Source organism: Mesorhizobium sp. WSM4813 (genome assembly GCF_055811555.1).
Map to the genome: position 1 here is coordinate 15,650 of NZ_JBVVQU010000003.1, position 16,901 is coordinate 32,550.

Below are 16,901 nucleotides of genomic sequence, written 5' to 3' on the forward strand. Positions count from 1 at the left end.
CATAACAAGGGTGGACACTGGTCCATTCGCGGAGGAATCGATGGCTCTGAGCGACCTCAATCCGGTCGAGCGCAACGACGAAGGTATCGCCGCCGTGCTCGGCATTCTCAAGCAGCGGCTCGGTGAGCGGTTCCAGACCGGCCAGGCGATCCGCGCCCAGCACGCGCATACCACCACTTACATCCCAACCCAGGCGCCGGATGGCGTGGCGTTTCCGGAGACGACGGCGGAGGTGCAGGAGATCGTGTCGGCCTGCGCCGCGCACCGCGTGCCGGTGATCGCCTTCGGCGTCGGCTCCTCGCTGGAGGGCCATACCAACGCGCCGGGCGGCGGCATCTCTGTCGATACGTCGCGGATGAATCGCATCCTCGCTGTCAACCCGCAGGATCTTGACTGCACGGTCGAGCCCGGTGTGACGCGCGAGGATCTCAACCGGCACCTGCGCGACACCGGCCTGTTCTTTCCGATCGATCCGGGCGCCAATGCCTCGCTCGGCGGCATGGCGGCGACGCGGGCGTCGGGCACCAATGCCGTGCGCTACGGCACGATGCGCGAGAATGTGTTGTCGCTGACGGCGGTGATGGCCGACGGCGAGACGGTGACGACCGGCAAGCGCGCAAAAAAGAGCTCGGCCGGCTACGATCTGACGCGGCTGCTGATCGGCTCTGAAGGCACGCTCGGCATCATCACCCAGCTGACGCTGAAGCTACAGGGCATTCCGCAGGCGATTTCCGGCGGCGTCTGCCCGTTTCCCAGCGTCGAGGCGGCCTGTAATGCGGTGATCGCGACAATCCAGATGGGCATTCCGGTGGCGCGCATCGAACTGGTCAATGCGCTGCAGATGCGGGCGATGAAGAGCTATTCGAAACTCGACTATCCCGAAAGCCCGTGCCTGTTCGTCGAATTCCATGGCAGCGACGCCGGCGTTGCCGAGCAGGCCGAGACCTTCGGCATGATCGCCGAAGAATATGGCGGCGGACCGTTCCTGTGGACCAGCGTCGCCGAGGAGCGGACGAAGCTGTGGAAGGCCAGGCACGACGCCTACTGGTCGTCGCTGACGCTGCGGCCGGGCGCCAAGGGGCTTTCGACCGACGTCTGCGTGCCGATCTCGCGCTTTGCCGAATGTGTGACGCAAACCGAGGCCGACATTGCTGAAATGGGACTGATTGCGCCGATCGTCGGCCATGCCGGCGACGGCAATTTCCATGTGCTGGTGCTGATGGACACGGACGATCCGAAGGAAATCGCCGCAACGGAAGAGTTCGTCGCGCGGCTGAACATGCGGGCGATCGGCATGGATGGAACCTGTACCGGCGAGCACGGCATCGGACAAGGCAAGGTCGGCTTCCTGCGCCATGAACTCGGCCACAGCGTCGACATCATGCGCACGATCAAGCAGGCGCTCGACCCGCTTGATATCATGAACCCTGGGAAGATACTGCCCGCCGACTAGAGCCTTTTGCGCTTGGGGCGATCGATTTGCCTCTTTATCAACACGCTGATGCGGGTAGAGTGCGGCTGATTTTCAATCGACTGCTCGGAGCTGATGCTCGCACGCCTGTTCGTGATCTTCGGTGGCTTTTTCGTGCTGGTGCTGTGTGCGGCGCTGGTGGTGCCGTACTTTGTCGACTGGGCGGGCTACCGTGCCGATTTCGAGCGCGAGGCGAGCGCCATTCTGGGCCGCAAGGTAACCGTTCAGGGCGATGCAACGGCGAAACTGCTGCCGTTTCCCTCGGTGACCTTCTCGAACGTCACCGTTGCCGGCGGCCCCGGCGGCCGGCCGGCAATGACCGTCGAGACCTTTTCGATGGATGCCGAACTGGCACCCTTCCTGAGCGGCGAAGTGCTGATCTTCGACATGCGGCTGGTGCGGCCGAGGGCGACGATCGACATAGCCGCCGACGGCACGGTCGACTGGGCGATCCGCCCGTCCTCGCCCTTCGATCCCAGCCAGATCTCGATCGAGAAGCTGACGGTGACGGAGGGAGAGATCGCGCTGCGCCATGCCGCTGGCGGGCGCAGCCATCTGCTTTCGGAGATCAATTCGACGATCTCTGCCAGATCGCTGGCCGGACCTTGGCGGATGGATGGTTCGCTGCGGCTCGACGGCCTGCGCAGCACTGTCATCGCGTCCACCGGCAAGGCCGGGGGCGACGGACAGATGCGGCTCAGGCTCAAGGCCGATCCGGACGCCTATCCGCTGGTCATCGAGGCCGACGGCAATGCGGGCATCGTCAACGGCGCCGCGATCTATTCGGGCCAGTTCAAGGTCACAAGTTCTGACAAGAATGGCGCCGACAAGCGTTTGGCGCAGCTTAACGGCACCGACGGTGAGATGATGAAGGCCAGCGCGGCCAAGCCGGAGCCGGGGTTCAGGCTGAACGGCAAGTTCTCGCTCGATCACCAGAAGCTTGGTGTCGACGAATTCCGCTTCGAGACCGGGCCGCTCGACAATCCCTATACCGCCGACGGCAAGGCTGCCGTCGAGCTTGGGCCGAATCCAAGCTTTTCGATCGAGGCTGATGGTGCTCAGGTGCAGTTCGATGAAGCCGTCGGCGCCGCGGCCGGGCTGACACTATCCGAGCGTGTCGCGGCACTGGAGCAGGCGCTGCTCGACCTGCCCAAGCCGACCATACCGGGCACCGTCGAGGTGAAGCTGCCGGCGGTGGTGGCCGGCGACACGACGGTTCGCGACGTGCGCCTTTCCGCCGAGCCGGCCGATGCTGGCTGGTCGGTGAAGTCGCTGGCCGCGACGCTGCCCGGCCGCGCCAGACTGGAAGCAAACGGAATGCTCCGAGTCGAGGATCATTTCGGCTTCACCGGCTCGCTGCTTCTGGCCGTCGCGCAGCCTTCCGGCTTTGCCGCCTGGCTGTCGAGGGATGTCGACGAAGCGATCCGCCGGCTGCCGGCCGCCGGCTTCAAGGCCAAGGTCGACCTGACCGGTAAGCGCCAGGCCTTCAGCGACCTCGAGCTCGTTCTCGGCAAGGCGAAATTTTCCGGTCGCATCGATTCCAGCCAGCCCGACGACGCCAGGCCATCGGTACTGATGCGGCTCGAAGGCGGCGAACTCGATGTCGACGGCCTCGCCGCCTTCGCCTCGATCTTTATCAGCGACAAGGGCGCCAACCGTTTTTCCGACCGCGACCTCGATTTCCAGATCAAGGCCGGGCCGGTCAGTGCCGGTGGGCTGACCGCCGATACGGTCGATACGGCGCTCAGGCTGCGCGACGGGCTGCTCGAAATCGACCGGCTCTCGGTTGGCGGGCTTGCCGGCGCCTCAATCAGCGCCACCGGCCGGATCAAGGATTTCCCAGTGAGTCCGACCGGCAAGCTCGACGCGTCCGTGGTCGCCGTCGACCTCAAGCCGCTGGTCGATGTCGCGGCGCAGCACTATCCGGAAAATGCCGTGCTGAAGAGGCTGGCGGGGCGCGTCGCGGCCTATCCCGAGCTGTTGCAGGATGCGCGCGTCGATCTGGTGACGAGTGCCGCTGCCAACGGCGATGGCACGACAGGCCTGGCGGTCAGCGCGCAAGGCAAGGCCGGCGGTTCGGCGTTTTCGGCGTCGCTGTCCGGCAAAGGGGTGGCCGACCGGCTTCTCGAGGCGCCGGTGTCGCTGACCTTCAACGCCAGGAATACCGACGCCACCGCACTTCTGGCGCTTTACGGCCTACCGGCGTTGCCACTCGGCATGCTTGGCGAGGCGACCACCGATGTCTCGGCAAAAGGCACGCTTGGCGGCGGTATGGCGACGAGCTTCAACCTCATCGGTAACGACTTCAAGGCCGGTTTCGACGGGACATTCGCCGGCACGCCACAAGGCCCCACCGTTAAGGGCAAGGTCAGTCTGGAAGCCGCCGACATCGAGCCGTGGCTGATGACGACAGGCGTCGGCTTGCCGGGCATGGGGACAGGCATGTCGACGTGGCTTGCGGCCGACGCCGATTTTGGCAACGGCCTTCTGGTTCTGTCCGGCCTCAGCGGCGCCATCAACGAGGCGGCGGTTTCCGGTGACGTCAATGTTGATGTCAAGGACGGGCTGCCGCATCTTGCCGGCGCGCTGCTACTCGATGAGCTGGATCTTGATCCGATGGCGGTGGCACTGTTTGGTGACCAGGCCTTCCTGGGCGCCGGCAGAGCTTGGCCGAACGCCCCGTTCAGCCAGAAGTCCAGCCTGCCGTTCACCGCCGAACTCGACCTGACGACGGCATCGCTGGTCGCCGGCCCGCTTGCCACGGCCTATGACACGGCGCTTTCGCTGAAGCTCGACCAGGAAGGCATCCGCGTTTCGGACCTCAAGGCAAAATTCGCCGGCGGTACGCTTACCGGGCTGTTCGAGATGAAGAACAATGACGGCACCGGGCTTTTCTCCGGCCAGATGAAACTTGCCGGCGCCGATCTGGCCGCCGTGCTGCCGCAGGCCGGCATCAGCGGAAGCGGCGATTTCTCGACGGCGCTCTCGACCAGCGGCAAATCGGTCGATGCGATGGTTGCGGCGCTGTCCGGTTCTGGCACGGCGGCGCTGAAAGGCCTGACCATTGCCGGCGTCAATCCTGACGCCTTTGGCGCTTTCATCGCTAAGGCCGACGCGATCGGGCGCCATATCGATGCGGCCAAGACCGCCGGCTTTGCGCCGCAGATCGTCGCGGACGGCAGTTTTCCGGCTGGGGATACCGACATCGCCTTCACAATTGCCGGCGGCACGCTGAGGGCACCGCCGGTCAATCTTGAAAATCCGGCGGCGAAGCTGTCCGCCGACATCACGGCGGACCTGAACGCCAGCACGGTCGCCGCCAGCGGTTCGATCACTTATCGGCCCGGCGACGAAGCGCTGGTCGGCTCCGACCCGACTGTGAATTTCAGCGTCGACGGGCCGTTCGGCGCCGCGAAGCGGCAATTCGACAGTGAGCCGCTGGCGCAGTTCTTGACCCAGCGCGCGCTGGAAAAAGAGCAGCAGCGGGTCGAGGCCATGCAGGCGGCGCTGCTTGAACAACAGCGGCTGCGGCGCGAGGTGCGTTACTACGCGGCCCTGCAAGCCGAGCGTGACAGGGCAGCCGAGGAATTGCGCAGGCGGCAGGAGGCGGCGCGGCTGCAAGCCGAGGCAGATGCCAGGGCGAAGGCCGAAGCCGAGGCAAAGGCTCGAGCCGAAGCGGAAGCGAAGGCCAAGGCGGATGCGCAGGCGAGGGCTGAAGCCGAGGCCAAAGCCAAGGCCGAGGCCGAGGCCGAGGCGGAGGCGAGGGCGAGGGCTGAAGCGGAGGCTAAAGCCAAGGCCGACGCGGAGGCGGACGCAAGGGCCAAGGCGGATGCCGAAGCGAAAGCCAGGGCGGCGCAAAAAGTGGCCGACGAGGCGGCGAAAGCCGAAGAACAGCAACGCCGGAAAGCTGAAGAGGCGAGGCGGATCGCTGCGGAAGAAAAGGCAAAGCTCGACGCCCAGCGCAGGGCGGCCGCTGAGCAGGCGCAGAAAATCGAGCGCGCGCCCCAGCCGCCAGCCAATGACAACCCGCCGCCAGCAGAATCCGCGCCAAAACCCACGCTTGAACCTTCGTCGATCGACAATCTGCTGAAGTCGCTGGGCGGCGGATAGCTCCATCTGGAGCCTGTTCCATCCCGATTGACCATGATCTTATCCGAAAACCGGTCCCCGCTTTTCGCTGCGCTGACTTTCGGTTCGGGGTCATGATCTACAAAGAACTTTTCATCCCCCGCTTCGCCCAATCCAAGACGTAGAGCCTAAGCGCCGAGGACAGGTTGGCATCGCGCGGCCGGGCCTCGTCGATCTCGGCGACGAGAGCGGCGAGCGTCAGTTTGCGCGCGGCCGCGATGGCGACGAGATCGTCGAAAAATGGCTTTTCGAGCGAATAGCTGGTGCGATGGCCGCGAATGGTCACTGAGCGTTTCTCGACCGGGCTCACCGGACGTGACTCATTTCACTTCAAGCATCGGATTTATCCGAAAACCGCGGCGCACTTATCGGTCCGATACCAGGGGAATTCGGATCGCCCGAGGCTTCGCGGCGATGGCCGGCGACAAACTTTCCTGCCTTGTCGGCGATCAGACGGTCACGCTCCCGGTCGGCCTTGGAGCGGCCGTGCAACGTCCGGTTCTGTTCGGCCAGGCGTTCCTTCTCGGCTCGTGCCTTTTGCTTGCGGGCCTGGCGGAGATTGACGATGTCGGCCATGTCGCGCGGCCCGTCGGATCACTTCTTGCGGAAGGCGTCGAGCGACACCACTTCGGCGCCCTTGGCGGCGGCGTCGGCTGCGGCAGGCTTCTTTTCGGCCTCAGCGGTCTTCTTCTTTTCCGGCTTTTTCTCGGCGACGACGGCCAGCGGTTCGGAAGCCGGCTGGCCGGCCAACTCCTCTTCTGCCGAGGTCTCCGTCTTCACGTCGAATTCGAGCTCGAAATTGACGGACGGGTCGTAAAAGCCGCGCACGGCCGAGAACGGGATTTCCAGCTTTTCCGGCACGTCGGAGAAAGACAGCCCGACCTCGAAGCCGGTGTCGGTCACCTTCAGGTCCCAATACTGGAACTGGATGACGATGGTCATCTGTTCGGGATAGCGCTCGCGCAAGCGGGAAGATACGCGCACGCCCGGGGCGCCGGTCAGGAAAGTGATAAAGAAATGATGGTTGCCGGGAAGGCCGGTGCGCGCGACCTCGGCCAGGACCTTGCGCATGACGCCGCGCAATGCCTCCTGGGCCAGAATGTCGTAGCGGATGTGGTCGTCGGCCATGTGGCTGTCGGGTTCCGTTGAATCGTCCGCATAGCTGTAATCAAGCTTGAGCGCGGCGTAAACCGGATATAGACGCCGGCAGCGCAGATGCGAGAGGGCATGCCTCAGATTTGATCGCTCAGGCGCCAGCGAGCACGCTGTGCTTTTGCGCATCGGCCGCCGGCTACCGCTTGCCGAAGGCGCGCAGGAAGGTGCGCACGCCATGTGTCGCCGATTGCAGCACCTCATCATCGGTCGGCGTGCCGCCGAGCATGAAGGTCGTCTGCAACTCGGCATTGGCAAGGGCTAGAAACTGGCGTGCCGCGACGTCGGGGTCCTCGATGTCGAGGAAACCGGCATGGGCGAGGCGGGCGAAACGGGCGGCGATAGCCGGCCATGTCCTGCCCGGTCCCTGTTCGCGCCATTCGGCAAAGAGCTCGGGATAGCGCTCGCCCTCGGTCTGGATCAGCTTGCGCAGGAATTTTCCGTCGCGGTTGCAGATACAGTTCTGGTTCATGCGCACAGCAAAAGCGATCAGATCGGCCTCGAGATCCTTCGGCTGGTCCGGAAAGGTGGAAATGGTGGCGAAGATGCCGGCATTGCAGCGCTCGGTCAGGTCGCGGACGATGGCGACGAAGAGTTTCTCCTTGTCACCATGGTGATTGTAGATCGTCTGGCGCGAAACGCCGGCCTCGGCGGCAATCATGTCGATATTGGCGCCGGCGAAGCTTTCGCGGCAGAACACCTCGCCGGCGGCGTCCATGATGGAGACGCGCTTGGCCTCGTGGCCGCGTGGCGGGATGGTGTCAGGAGAAACGTTGAGCTTCATGAAAACTATATAGAGGTGATTGACGAATTAGACAAGAGTGTCTAAATTTGTGGACTTACCACGAAAGAGCTTTCGCTCCGCACAAGAAGTCGGAATTTCATGGGGTGGAACGTCCTTGCATTACACGCCGGCCCGCGGCGACAAACCAGATTTGAAAGAAACCCGCTATCATGAGTCCTCAATTCTTCCGCATCGCGATCGTGCTCGGTCTGTTGACGGCCATCGGTCCGTTTGCCATCGACATGTATCTTCCGGCGTTGCCTTCGATCGGTGCGGATCTGCAGGCAAGCACCGCTGCCGTGCAGATGAGTTTGCTGATCTTCTTCCTGTCCATGGGGTTTGGCCAGATCGTCGTCGGACCGATCTCCGACATGGTCGGACGCAAGCTGCCGCTCTATGGCGGCCTCGCACTGTTCATGGTCGGCGGCATCGGCTCGGCGCTCGCTCCCTCGATCGAATGGCTGATCGCCTTCCGCCTCCTGCAAGGGCTCGGCGCCAGCGCAGGCATGGCGGTGCCGCGCGCCATCGTGCGTGACCTGCACACCGGCACCGACGCTGCCAAGCTGATGTCGCTCTTGATGCTGGTGTTTTCGGTGTCACCGATCCTGGCGCCGCTGACCGGTAGCGTCATTATCGAGAATTTCGGCTGGCGTGCCGTGTTCTGGACGGTAACGGGTGGGGCGGTGCTCGCCACCATCCTGCTGGCGACCTCGCTCAAGGAGACGCGGCCGGTCGAGGCGCGTGCAGGCAGTTCGTTCGGCACCGCGCTCTCGGCCTACCGCTTCCTGATGGGCGACCGCAACTTCCTTGGCCTGGCGTCTATCGGCGGCTTCGGGATCGCGAGCTTCTTCGTCTATTTGTCGAGCTCGTCCTTCATCCTGATCGACCATTACGGACTGTCGCCGTCGGTCTACAGCGTGTTCTTCTCGATCAACGCGGTCGCCTTCATCGGCATGTCGCAGTTAACGGGGCTGCTGTCCGAACGGTTCGGGCTAAGGCCGGTGGTGCGGGTCGCGGTGGTCGGCTATGCGACGACGATGGTGGTGCTGTTCGCGGTGATGGCGTCCGGCGTCGACCGGCTCGACGTGATGGCGGTGCTGCTGTTCGTCGGCTACGGGTTTCTCGGCCTGGTGATCCCGACGACTTCGGTGCTGGCCATGGAGGAGCATGGCGCAATCGCTGGCACGGCCTCGGCGCTGATGGGCACGCTGCACTTCGCCATCGGTGCGGTCGCCATGGGCATCGCCGGCGTGTTCTTCGACGGCACGCCGCTGCCAATGGTGGCCGGCATCACGCTTTGCGCGGTGATCTCCTTCATGCTGGCCAAGGTGACGCTCGGCCGTGGGCGGGAGGTTGTCGAAGCGCCGGCAGAGTAGATGCTTTCCAGCGAGAGCATGAAAAAGGCCGGGTCAGTCCCGGCCTTTTTCACGTGTGGGCTCAAGCTGCAAGCCCGCCTCGGAGCGCAGCTCCCAGGACAGCAAGACAGCGTCGCGAAGGGCATAGCCGCGTTCAGCAAGCCTGCTGCCGTTTATCGTATCGAAGGGCGAAAGGTGGGAATCGAAGGGGGAGAAGTGGAGGTTTCTGTTGCCAGGTACCTCCGAACCCCGCCTAGAAGTGCGAACCACTAGGGCTTGAATTGAAGCTGTCGCACCGCTTACGCGGCGAGACGTGCTTCCGCATAGTTGTCGTTGGCAACTATAAGTTTAGCCCGATAACGGTGGTACAATGCCGGGCAAAAGTACGATCTTTACACCTTCGTCGATCCTATTTCGCCCCCAGCAAAAGCCGCTCTTATAAGAGCGGTTTTTGGTGGAGGCGCCGGGTACCGCCCCCGGGTCCGAACGGCTTATTTCATCGCCTGTTTATCGCCATAGTCGGTCGAGCCGACGAAACAGATATAGGGACCGATGGTGGAAAATGAAAGGCCTCAATTGATGCTTTGTCGCTGTGTCAAACAGCAGCGCGAAGGCTTGACTTGTCACCGGCCTCAACCGAAGCTTTGCGGCGGTGAGGAGTTACCGACTTAGCGCACATTTTGCGGCAGCGCGCCACAACCTCTCATCAACCGAACCCGTGCCGCTGAGGAGGGGAATTTTGATGGCCGATTATCTCGCAGACGTGAAGAAGTACGACGCCGCGGCAGATGCCGACGCGGTCGCCAAGATCGTGAAGCATTTGGGCATTGCGCTCAGGAATCGGGATTCCTCGCTGGTGTCCTGCACGGATCCCAAGGAACTGGATCGCGTCAAGGCCAACTGGGTTGCCAAAAAGCTTGGCGTCGCCGACGGCAGCAAGGCGGACGCGGCCATCGAAAAGACTTGCAAGGCGATGGAGGCCGACAACACCAAGAGCCGCGTGACCTTTTATTATCTGGTCGCCAAAGATCTGGGTAAGCTCGCCAGCCTCTGAGGATCGCATGTCAAGTTTCGGACGCTGGCCGAACGTCAGCGCTGCCCCTCACCTGCCTGCCGGCATCCTCTCCCCGTATAGAGACGGGGAGAGGGACGCTGTCATTGATGGTTTCGCCAATCACCAGCGTTGCAGGACGGGCGCCGCCGTTGCGGTCAGCTCTTTCTCCCCGTCTCTATACGGGGAGAAATGCCCGGCAGGGCAATGAGGGGCGGCGCAAACGTCCGCTACTGGGGGGAAAGCGACACTTGTGCCGTTCTTGTGTGTTCGGCCGGCTGTCTGGCAGCTATAATGCATGCGTAACCCGAATCGAGCAGAAGCCGATGCGCCAATATCTCGACCTTTTGAAGCACGTGCTGGAAAACGGCGCCGATCGCGGCGACCGCACCGGCACCGGAACGCGCTCGGTGTTCGGTTATCAGATGCGCTTCGACCTTGCGCGCGGCTTTCCGGTCACCACCACCAAGAAGCTTCACCTGAAGTCGATCGTGCATGAACTTCTGTGGTTCCTGGCCGGCGATACCAACACTAGATATCTCAACGCCCACGGCGTCTCGATTTGGGACGAATGGGCCGACGAGAATGGCGACCTCGGCCCGGTCTATGGCAAGCAATGGCGCTCCTGGCCGGACGGCCATGGCGGCACCATCGACCAGATTGCCAATCTCGTGAAGGAGATACGCAAGAATCCTAATTCCCGACGGCTGATCGTTTCGGCGTGGAACCCGGCCGAAGTGGAAGCCATGGCGCTGCCACCCTGTCATTGCCTGTTCCAGTTCTATGTCTCGGAGGGCAGGCTTTCCTGCCAGCTCTACCAACGTTCCGCCGATATCTTTCTCGGCGTGCCGTTCAACATCGCTTCCTATGCGCTGCTCACTCTGATGGTGGCGCAGGTGACGGGGCTGAAGCCCGGCGATTTCGTCCATACGCTGGGCGATGCGCATCTTTACGCGAACCATTTCGAGCAAGCGCGCGAACAGTTGCGGCGCACGCCCAAGGCGCTGCCGACGTTATGGATCAATCCGGAGGTGAAGGACCTCTTTGCCTTCCGCTTCGAGGATTTCCGGCTGGAAAATTACCTCGCCGATGCGACGATCAAGGCGCCGATCGCGGTGTGAGCCGCAAACGTCGGGCTTTTGCACGTCGCGCTGTATCCACTGCTATTTATCGTGAGCGGTGGCGGCAACACGCATGCCATTGGCGGCGCCAATGTCTGGGCTATTGTCCGGGGCTATGTCTGGCAAAATCTCTTTCCTTGTTATATTCAGGTGAATATATCGATTGGATGGCTCGCGCCGATCGGATTTTCAAGCCCAGGGGAGTGTCGTGCTGGTGCGGAAGGGTTTCGGATTGAAGGCGGCCGCCATTGGCGGTCTCACGACGATGTTGATCGCCGCCATGCCGGTTGCCCATGCGGATGACAGGCTGATCGTCTTCGCCGCCGCAAGCATGAAGAACGCGCTGGATGCCGTGAACACCGCCTGCGCGGCCGATGTCGGCGAGGCAGCGACCATTTCCTATGCGGCAAGCTCCGCATTGGCCAAGCAGATCGAGGCCGGCGCGCCAGCCGACGTCTTCATCTCAGCCGACCTCGACTGGATGAGCTATCTGTCCGACCGGAAGCTGACCAAGCCGGATACCGAAGTGAAATTGCTCGGCAACCAGATCGTGCTGGTGGCGCCGAAGGACTCGGCGGTCGACACCAGGATCGTAAAGGGTTTTGATCTTGCCGGGCTGATCGGCGACGGCAGGCTTGCCATGGGCGATTTCAAAGCGGTCCCGGCCGGCAAATATGGCAAGGCCGCACTTGAATCGCTCGGCGTCTGGTCCTCGGTCGAAGGCAAGTTGGCACAGGCCGAGAATGTGCGCGCCGCGCTCAAGCTGGTCTCGACCGGTGAGGCAGCGCTCGGCATCGTCTACGCCACCGACGCGCATGCCGAGCCCGGCGTCAAAGTGATCGGCACCTTCCCGGAGGATTCGCACCCGCCGATCGTCTACCCAGTTGCCGAGATGGCGGATTCGAAGGACAAGGATGCGCCGGCATTCCTGAAATGCCTGCAGTCCGCCAATGCAGGCGAGCTCTTCAAGGCGCAGGGTTTTACGGTTCTTACGCCGAGCAACTGAGGCACGACGCCAAAAGATGAACTGGCTGCTGGACCTCACTCCCGACGAATGGAATGCGGTCCGGCTGTCGATCAAGGTGGCGACAGTGGCGATGATCGCCAGCCTGCCGCCCGGCATATTGATCGCGCTTGTGCTCGCCCGTGGGCAATTCTGGGGCAAGACGCTGCTCAACGGGCTGGTGCATCTGCCGTTGATCCTGCCGCCGGTGGTTGTCGGCTATCTGCTGCTGCTCTCCTTCGGCAGGCGCGGCCCGGCCGGGGCGTTTCTGGCCGAGCATTTCGGCATTGTCTTCTCTTTCCGCTGGACGGGTGCCGCACTGGCCTGCGCCGTCATGGGCTTTCCCCTGATGGTGCGGGCGATCCGGCTGTCGATCGAGGCGGTCGACCGCAGAATCGAGGCGGCGGCCGGAACGCTTGGCGCCAATCCGCTGTGGGTGTTCGGGACGATCACGCTGCCGCTGATCCTGCCCGGCCTGATTACCGGCGCGATCTTGTCTTTCGCCAAGGCGATGGGCGAGTTCGGCGCAACGATCACATTCGTTTCCAACATCCCCAACGAGACGCAGACGCTGCCGTCAGCGATCTACACGTTCACGCAGGTGCCGGGCGGCGATGCCGGCGCGCTCAGGCTGACGCTGATCTCGTTCATCATCTCGATGGGAGCACTTGTCGCGTCGGAGGTGCTGGCGCGGCGCGTCGGCAAGCGGATGGACATCGAATGACGGTCGTGGTCGACATCAGCCATCGGCTTGGCGATTTTGAGGTCGACGCCCGCTTCGAGAGCGCCGGGCGGCTGACCGCGCTGTTCGGGCCCTCGGGCTCCGGCAAGACGACGCTGATCAACATGATTGCCGGATTGATCCGGCCTGACAAAGGGCGGATCGAGGCCGACGGCCGCGTGCTGGTCGATACGGATGCGGGCCTGTTCGTGCCGAAGCACAAGCGCCGCATCGGCATGGTATTCCAGGACGCGCGGCTGTTTCCGCATATGAGCGTGGCCAGCAATCTGCGCTACGGCCGCTGGTTCACGCCGATGGCGGAACGCTATGCGGACATCAATGCAGTGGTCGACCTGCTCGGCATCGGTCCTTTGCTCGACCGGCGTCCGGCAAAGCTTTCCGGCGGCGAGAAACAGCGCGTGGCGATCGGCCGGGCGCTGCTCGCCAGTCCCAGATTGTTGCTGATGGACGAGCCGCTGGCTTCGCTCGATGATGCCCGCAAGGCAGAAATCCTGCCTTATATCGAGCGGTTGCGCGACGAGACGAAAATCCCGATCGTCTATGTCAGCCACTCGGTCTCGGAAGTGGCGCGGCTGGCAGGCGATGTGGTGGTCCTGGCGCAAGGCAAAGTCGCTGCTTGCGGCCCGACTGGGGCGATCATGCAGCGGCTCGACCTGTTACCGGCGGAAGAGCGCGGCGAGGGCGGCGCGGTGTTGGACACCGCGGTGCTGCGCCACGACGAAGTCTTTGGCATGACCGTTCTTGGCTCGGCGGCGGGCGAGATCCGCGTGCCGCTTCTGGCAGTGCCGGTCGGTGCGTCGGTGCGCATCCGCATCCGTGCCCGCGATGTGATGATCGCCACCGAACAGCCGACGGGTCTCAGCGCGCTCAATATCTTGCCGGGCATGATCGTGGCGATAGCGCCGGGCGAGGGGCCGACGGTCGAGATCGGCATAGACTGCAATGGCGCAACCGTGCTTGCCCGGGTCACCGAGCAATCGCGACAGACGCTGAAACTCCGGCCCGGCCGAAACGTCTACGCGGTGATCAAGACGGTGAGCTTCGACCGGGCGAACACAAGCGTCGGCTTGCCTGTCGAGGCGGATGGATGACCGGCGGATGATGTCGCTATATCATTTTAGAATAGCGGTATCGCCGAAGAGCTTCTAGGATGCGGCGTGACTTCGGAGGAGCAAATGCCGTCGCTGAGCTTGCGGATAAACCTCGATCCTGAAGGGCGCATCGGGCCGGGCAAGATCGAGCTTCTTGAGCAGATCGCCGCCTTCGGCTCCATCTCGGCTGCGGCGCGCGGCATGGAAATGTCCTACAAACACGCTTGGGATCTGGTCGAGGACATGAACCGGGTGTTCGGCAAGCCGCTGGTTGCGGCGCAGACCGGCGGGAAAAAGGGCGGCGGCGCCCAGTTGACGCCGGTGGGGCTTGCGGTGGTCAGCCGCTTTCGCGCCATCGAACGGGCTGCCGCCTCCGCGGCGGCGGCGCATATGGAAGCGTTACAGGCGGAGATCGATGCTGGATGAGATTGGCGGAATCTGTACCGGCCGAGCCTACTCCTCCGGCTCGCCGGGCTTGCGCAGCAGATAAGTGTCCATGATCCAGCCCTTTTTCCGCCGGGCTTCGTCGCGGGTCTTCACGATCTCGTCGCCGACATCGCCGAGGCGGCCGGAAATGAGAATCTCGTCGGGCGTGCCGAGATGGGCGCCCCAATGGATGACGAGGTCCTTGTCGTCCAGCGTGTTGAAGGCGCATTTGCCGTCCAGCATGACGAGGGTGCTGCCGGCATTGTCGGGCAAACCTTCCTCGGTAAGCCGGCGGCCGGTGGTGATCTGAATTGCGTCGCCGATGCGGTTCAGCGCGATCTTATGGCCGGCGGCGAGCGCCTGGACAGCAGTGATGCCGGGGATCACCTCGAGCTCGAACCCGACATTGCCTCTCATGCGCACACGCTCCAGGATGCGCAGCGCGCTGTCGTAGAGCGAGGGATCGCCCCAGATCAGGAAGGCGCCGCAGCCATCTTGCGAAAGCTCCTCGTGGATCAGGCTTTCATAGATCGCGGCGATCGCCTCGTGCCAGTCATCGACGGTCGAGCGATAGGAGGGTGCCGGCTCGGCCCGCACCGGCACGTCGAATTCGACGCGACGCGAGTTTGGATTGGTGACGAATCGGTCGCAGATCTGGCGGCGCAGTTCTGCGAGATCGTTCTTCTTCGCGCCCTTGTCGGGAATGAACAGCACGTCGGCGCGGTTCAAGCCGTCGATGGCCTGCACGGTCATGTGGTCGGGATTGCCGGCGCCGATGCCGATGACGAGAAGCTTGCGCATGGGCGAACTCCTGCCCGATCGGAGCGTTGGTGTCCAGACGAGCCTGGCAAGCGCCGACGATTGCGCGGAAGCGCTTTGAAACTCCACATTGAAACGGCTAGAGCGACGTGCGTCCACTTGGACGCACAAGTACGCTCTAACACCTTAAATCCTCGCATCGTGCTTTCCGAAAATCGATTCCGATTTTCGGGCCGATGCGATAGAGTCATACCGGCATCTCGCCAAGGGAGCTTCCATGTTCCGTTATGTTCTGACCGCAGCGCTGGCGCTCTCGGCCACGCCCGTATTCGCCAATGATTCGATCGCCGAATTGGGAACGGGCGGCCTGATCCTGTCGCGCAGCGATGCGGTCGCCATGGAGAGCGAGGACCTCTACATCTCGCCGGAAAAGGTGACGGTCGACTACGTCTTCCGCAACAACACCGACAAGGATGTCGACGCGATCGTCGCCTTTCCGATGCCCGACATCGAAGGCGATCCGAACGAGATGCCGGCGATCCCCGACGGCCAGAGCGACAATTTCCTCGGCTTCGAGGTGACGATCGAGGGCGTGGCGGCAAAACCGCAGCTCGAGCAGAAGGCGTTTGCACTCGGCATCGACATCAGCGCCGATTTGAAGGCGCAAAACGTGCCGTTCTACCCGTTCGGCGACGCCGCCAGGGCGGCATTGGCAAAGCTGCCGCAAGCGATTGCCGACGACTGGGTCGATCGCGGCCTCATCATCGAGGACACCGCCGACGACGGTTCGGGCATGAAGACCGTTTATGTGCCGTTCTGGCAATTGCGCTCGACCTACTGGTGGCGCTCGACCTTTCCAGCCAATAGGGCAGTGCACGTCGCCCATCGTTACAAACCGAGCGTCGGCGGCACGTCCTCGGTCAGCTTCTTCTATGACGGCCAGTTCCAGGGCCAATACGCCGCCTACAAGACCCGCTACTGCATGGACGGCACGTTCGAGAATGCGATCCGCAAGGCGGCGAAGGGCAATCCCGACGGCACTCCGAGATATTTCGAAAACCGCATCGCCTATATCCTGACCACTGGCGGCAACTGGGCGACGGGTTCCATCGGCAAGTTCAAGCTGACTATCGACAAGGGCGATCCGAAGAACATGGTCTCGTTCTGTGGCGAAAACGTCAGGAAAGTCGGGCCGACGCGTTTCGAGATGACGGCAGAGAATTTCTACCCTGAGCACGATATAGATATATTGCTGCTGGTGCCTTCGAGCGATGGCGGGAGCGGCGGCTGATGGACGTCGCGATCTATGTCGCCATCGCCGAAAACGGCGTGATCGGGCGTGATGGCGGTTTGCCGTGGCGGCTTTCCAGCGATCTCAAGCGGTTCAAGGCCGACACGATGGGCAAACCTATCATCATGGGTCGCAAGACCTATGAAGGCATCGGCCGGCCTCTGCCTGGCAGGCTCAATATCGTGGTGACCCGCGACAAGGCCTGGCGCGCCGAGGGTGTCGAAATCGTGCATTCGCTCGACGAGGCGATCAGCCTGGCGAAGGTGCGCGGGCGCTGCATGGCCGGTGCCGACGAAATCTGCATCATCGGCGGCGGCGAGATCTATAGCCAGGCGCTGCCGCTGGCCGACCGCTTGCATGTCACCCATGTCCTTGCCGCGGTCGACGGCGATGCGCATTTCCCGCCGATCGACCCGGATTTGTGGCACATTGTTCGCTCGCAGGACGTTCCGGCCGGTGAAAAGGATAGTCATGCGACACGCTATTCGGTTTACGAGCGACGCCGCGACGTGCATTGAGAGACATTA

At 63.0% G+C, this 16,901-nt stretch carries 16 protein-coding genes and 1 other RNA gene; 11 read left to right on the plus strand and 6 right to left on the minus strand.

What is annotated here, in order from left to right; genetic code table 11:
* Nucleotides 1–40: 40 nt before the first annotated feature.
* Both AC0L25_RS02035 and AC0L25_RS02040 read left to right on the plus strand, forming a co-directional pair.
* Entirely contained in the window at nt 41–1,453 is a 1,413-nt protein-coding gene (locus AC0L25_RS02035) for an FAD-binding oxidoreductase (protein ID WP_473593987.1), read from the plus strand.
* 93 nt (nt 1,454–1,546) lie between these two features.
* Nucleotides 1,547–5,581 carry an AsmA family protein gene (locus tag AC0L25_RS02040; RefSeq protein WP_473593988.1) on the plus strand — a complete coding sequence of 1,345 codons (4,035 nt, stop codon included), beginning with the start codon at nt 1,547–1,549 and terminating at the stop codon, nt 5,579–5,581.
* Nucleotides 5,582–5,678: 97 nt separating this feature from the next.
* Here the strand turns inward: AC0L25_RS02040 and AC0L25_RS02045 are convergent, their stop codons facing one another.
* From AC0L25_RS02045 to AC0L25_RS02060, 4 genes are all read right to left on the minus strand, one after another.
* Nucleotides 5,679–5,909: a ribbon-helix-helix domain-containing protein gene (locus tag AC0L25_RS02045; RefSeq protein WP_473593989.1), complete on the minus strand. Its 231-nt coding sequence runs from the start codon at nt 5,907–5,909 to the stop codon at nt 5,679–5,681.
* A gap of 20 nt (nt 5,910–5,929) precedes the next feature.
* Complete coding sequence (locus tag AC0L25_RS02050) at nt 5,930–6,175, minus strand: DUF4169 family protein (protein WP_473593990.1); 246 nt, start codon at nt 6,173–6,175, stop codon at nt 5,930–5,932.
* Nucleotides 6,176–6,193: 18 nt separating this feature from the next.
* Nucleotides 6,194–6,727, minus strand: a complete 534-nt coding sequence (locus AC0L25_RS02055; RefSeq protein ID WP_095494717.1) for an SspB family protein — start codon at nt 6,725–6,727, stop codon at nt 6,194–6,196.
* A 163-nt stretch (nt 6,728–6,890) separates the two neighbouring features.
* The gene (locus AC0L25_RS02060; RefSeq protein ID WP_473593991.1) at nt 6,891–7,535 is read right to left on the minus strand and encodes a TetR/AcrR family transcriptional regulator; all 645 of its coding nucleotides are present in this window, start codon (nt 7,533–7,535) and stop codon (nt 6,891–6,893) included.
* Nucleotides 7,536–7,705: 170 nt separating this feature from the next.
* Here AC0L25_RS02060 and AC0L25_RS02065 point away from each other — a divergent pair, with 170 nt between their 5' ends.
* Nucleotides 7,706–8,911: a multidrug effflux MFS transporter gene (locus AC0L25_RS02065; RefSeq protein ID WP_473593992.1), complete on the plus strand. Its 1,206-nt coding sequence runs from the start codon at nt 7,706–7,708 to the stop codon at nt 8,909–8,911.
* Between the two features lie 194 nt (nt 8,912–9,105).
* On the opposite strand, the gene ssrA is transcribed toward AC0L25_RS02065, so the two are convergent.
* Nucleotides 9,106–9,462, minus strand: a transfer-messenger RNA (tmRNA) gene (gene ssrA / locus AC0L25_RS02070).
* A gap of 170 nt (nt 9,463–9,632) precedes the next feature.
* On the opposite strand from ssrA, the gene AC0L25_RS02075 reads away from it, so the two are divergent.
* The 6 genes from AC0L25_RS02075 (at nt 9,633) to AC0L25_RS02100 (ending at nt 14,324) form a co-directional block, all read left to right on the plus strand.
* A complete protein-coding gene (locus AC0L25_RS02075; protein ID WP_352960265.1) occupies nt 9,633–9,944 on the plus strand; it encodes a DUF2853 family protein in 312 nt (103 codons plus the stop codon).
* A gap of 323 nt (nt 9,945–10,267) precedes the next feature.
* Nucleotides 10,268–11,062 (plus strand): thymidylate synthase, encoded by a 795-nt coding sequence (locus tag AC0L25_RS02080; RefSeq protein WP_473593993.1) that lies wholly within the window; start codon nt 10,268–10,270, stop codon nt 11,060–11,062.
* A 211-nt stretch (nt 11,063–11,273) separates the two neighbouring features.
* Nucleotides 11,274–12,068 carry a molybdate ABC transporter substrate-binding protein gene (modA, locus tag AC0L25_RS02085; RefSeq protein ID WP_473594118.1) on the plus strand — a complete coding sequence of 265 codons (795 nt, stop codon included), beginning with the start codon at nt 11,274–11,276 and terminating at the stop codon, nt 12,066–12,068.
* Between the two features lie 16 nt (nt 12,069–12,084).
* Nucleotides 12,085–12,789, plus strand: a complete 705-nt coding sequence (gene modB, locus AC0L25_RS02090) for a molybdate ABC transporter permease subunit (RefSeq protein WP_473593994.1) — start codon at nt 12,085–12,087, stop codon at nt 12,787–12,789.
* A complete protein-coding gene (gene modC, locus AC0L25_RS02095) occupies nt 12,786–13,898 on the plus strand; it encodes a molybdenum ABC transporter ATP-binding protein (protein ID WP_473593995.1) in 1,113 nt (370 codons plus the stop codon). The genes modB and modC overlap by 4 nt, the downstream gene beginning before the upstream one ends.
* Nucleotides 13,899–13,982: 84 nt before the next feature.
* Entirely contained in the window at nt 13,983–14,324 is a 342-nt protein-coding gene (locus AC0L25_RS02100) for a winged helix-turn-helix domain-containing protein (protein ID WP_029351372.1), read from the plus strand.
* Between the two features lie 27 nt (nt 14,325–14,351).
* Here AC0L25_RS02100 and cobF read toward each other — a convergent pair whose 3' ends face one another.
* Entirely contained in the window at nt 14,352–15,125 is a 774-nt protein-coding gene (gene cobF / locus AC0L25_RS02105) for a precorrin-6A synthase (deacetylating) (RefSeq protein WP_473593996.1), read from the minus strand.
* Between the two features lie 235 nt (nt 15,126–15,360).
* Between cobF and AC0L25_RS02110 the strand changes: the two genes are divergently transcribed.
* The gene (locus tag AC0L25_RS02110; protein ID WP_473593997.1) at nt 15,361–16,374 is read left to right on the plus strand and encodes a DUF4424 domain-containing protein; all 1,014 of its coding nucleotides are present in this window, start codon (nt 15,361–15,363) and stop codon (nt 16,372–16,374) included.
* A complete protein-coding gene (locus AC0L25_RS02115) occupies nt 16,374–16,892 on the plus strand; it encodes a dihydrofolate reductase (protein WP_473593998.1) in 519 nt (172 codons plus the stop codon). Before AC0L25_RS02110 ends, AC0L25_RS02115 begins: the two co-directional genes overlap by 1 nt.
* The last annotated feature ends 9 nt before the right edge of the window (nt 16,893–16,901 follow it).

Bases quoted from the DNA above. Each gene is read 5' to 3' on its own strand.
- AC0L25_RS02035 (WP_473593987.1), top strand. From the start codon at position 41: ATGGCTCTGAGCGACCTCAATCCGGTCGAGCGCAACGACGAAGGTATC.
- AC0L25_RS02040 (WP_473593988.1), top strand. From the start codon at position 1,547: ATGCTCGCACGCCTGTTCGTGATCTTCGGTGGCTTTTTCGTGCTGGTG.
- AC0L25_RS02050 (WP_473593990.1), bottom strand. From the start codon at position 6,175: ATGGCCGACATCGTCAATCTCCGCCAGGCCCGCAAGCAAAAGGCACGA.
- AC0L25_RS02055 (WP_095494717.1), bottom strand. From the start codon at position 6,727: ATGGCCGACGACCACATCCGCTACGACATTCTGGCCCAGGAGGCATTG.
- AC0L25_RS02060 (WP_473593991.1), bottom strand. From the start codon at position 7,535: ATGAAGCTCAACGTTTCTCCTGACACCATCCCGCCACGCGGCCACGAG.
- AC0L25_RS02065 (WP_473593992.1), top strand. From the start codon at position 7,706: ATGAGTCCTCAATTCTTCCGCATCGCGATCGTGCTCGGTCTGTTGACG.
- AC0L25_RS02075 (WP_352960265.1), top strand. From the start codon at position 9,633: ATGGCCGATTATCTCGCAGACGTGAAGAAGTACGACGCCGCGGCAGAT.
- AC0L25_RS02080 (WP_473593993.1), top strand. From the start codon at position 10,268: ATGCGCCAATATCTCGACCTTTTGAAGCACGTGCTGGAAAACGGCGCC.
- modB (WP_473593994.1), top strand. From the start codon at position 12,085: ATGAACTGGCTGCTGGACCTCACTCCCGACGAATGGAATGCGGTCCGG.
- modC (WP_473593995.1), top strand. From the start codon at position 12,786: ATGACGGTCGTGGTCGACATCAGCCATCGGCTTGGCGATTTTGAGGTC.
- AC0L25_RS02100 (WP_029351372.1), top strand. From the start codon at position 13,983: ATGCCGTCGCTGAGCTTGCGGATAAACCTCGATCCTGAAGGGCGCATC.
- cobF (WP_473593996.1), bottom strand. From the start codon at position 15,125: ATGCGCAAGCTTCTCGTCATCGGCATCGGCGCCGGCAATCCCGACCAC.
- AC0L25_RS02110 (WP_473593997.1), top strand. From the start codon at position 15,361: ATGTTCCGTTATGTTCTGACCGCAGCGCTGGCGCTCTCGGCCACGCCC.
- AC0L25_RS02115 (WP_473593998.1), top strand. From the start codon at position 16,374: ATGGACGTCGCGATCTATGTCGCCATCGCCGAAAACGGCGTGATCGGG.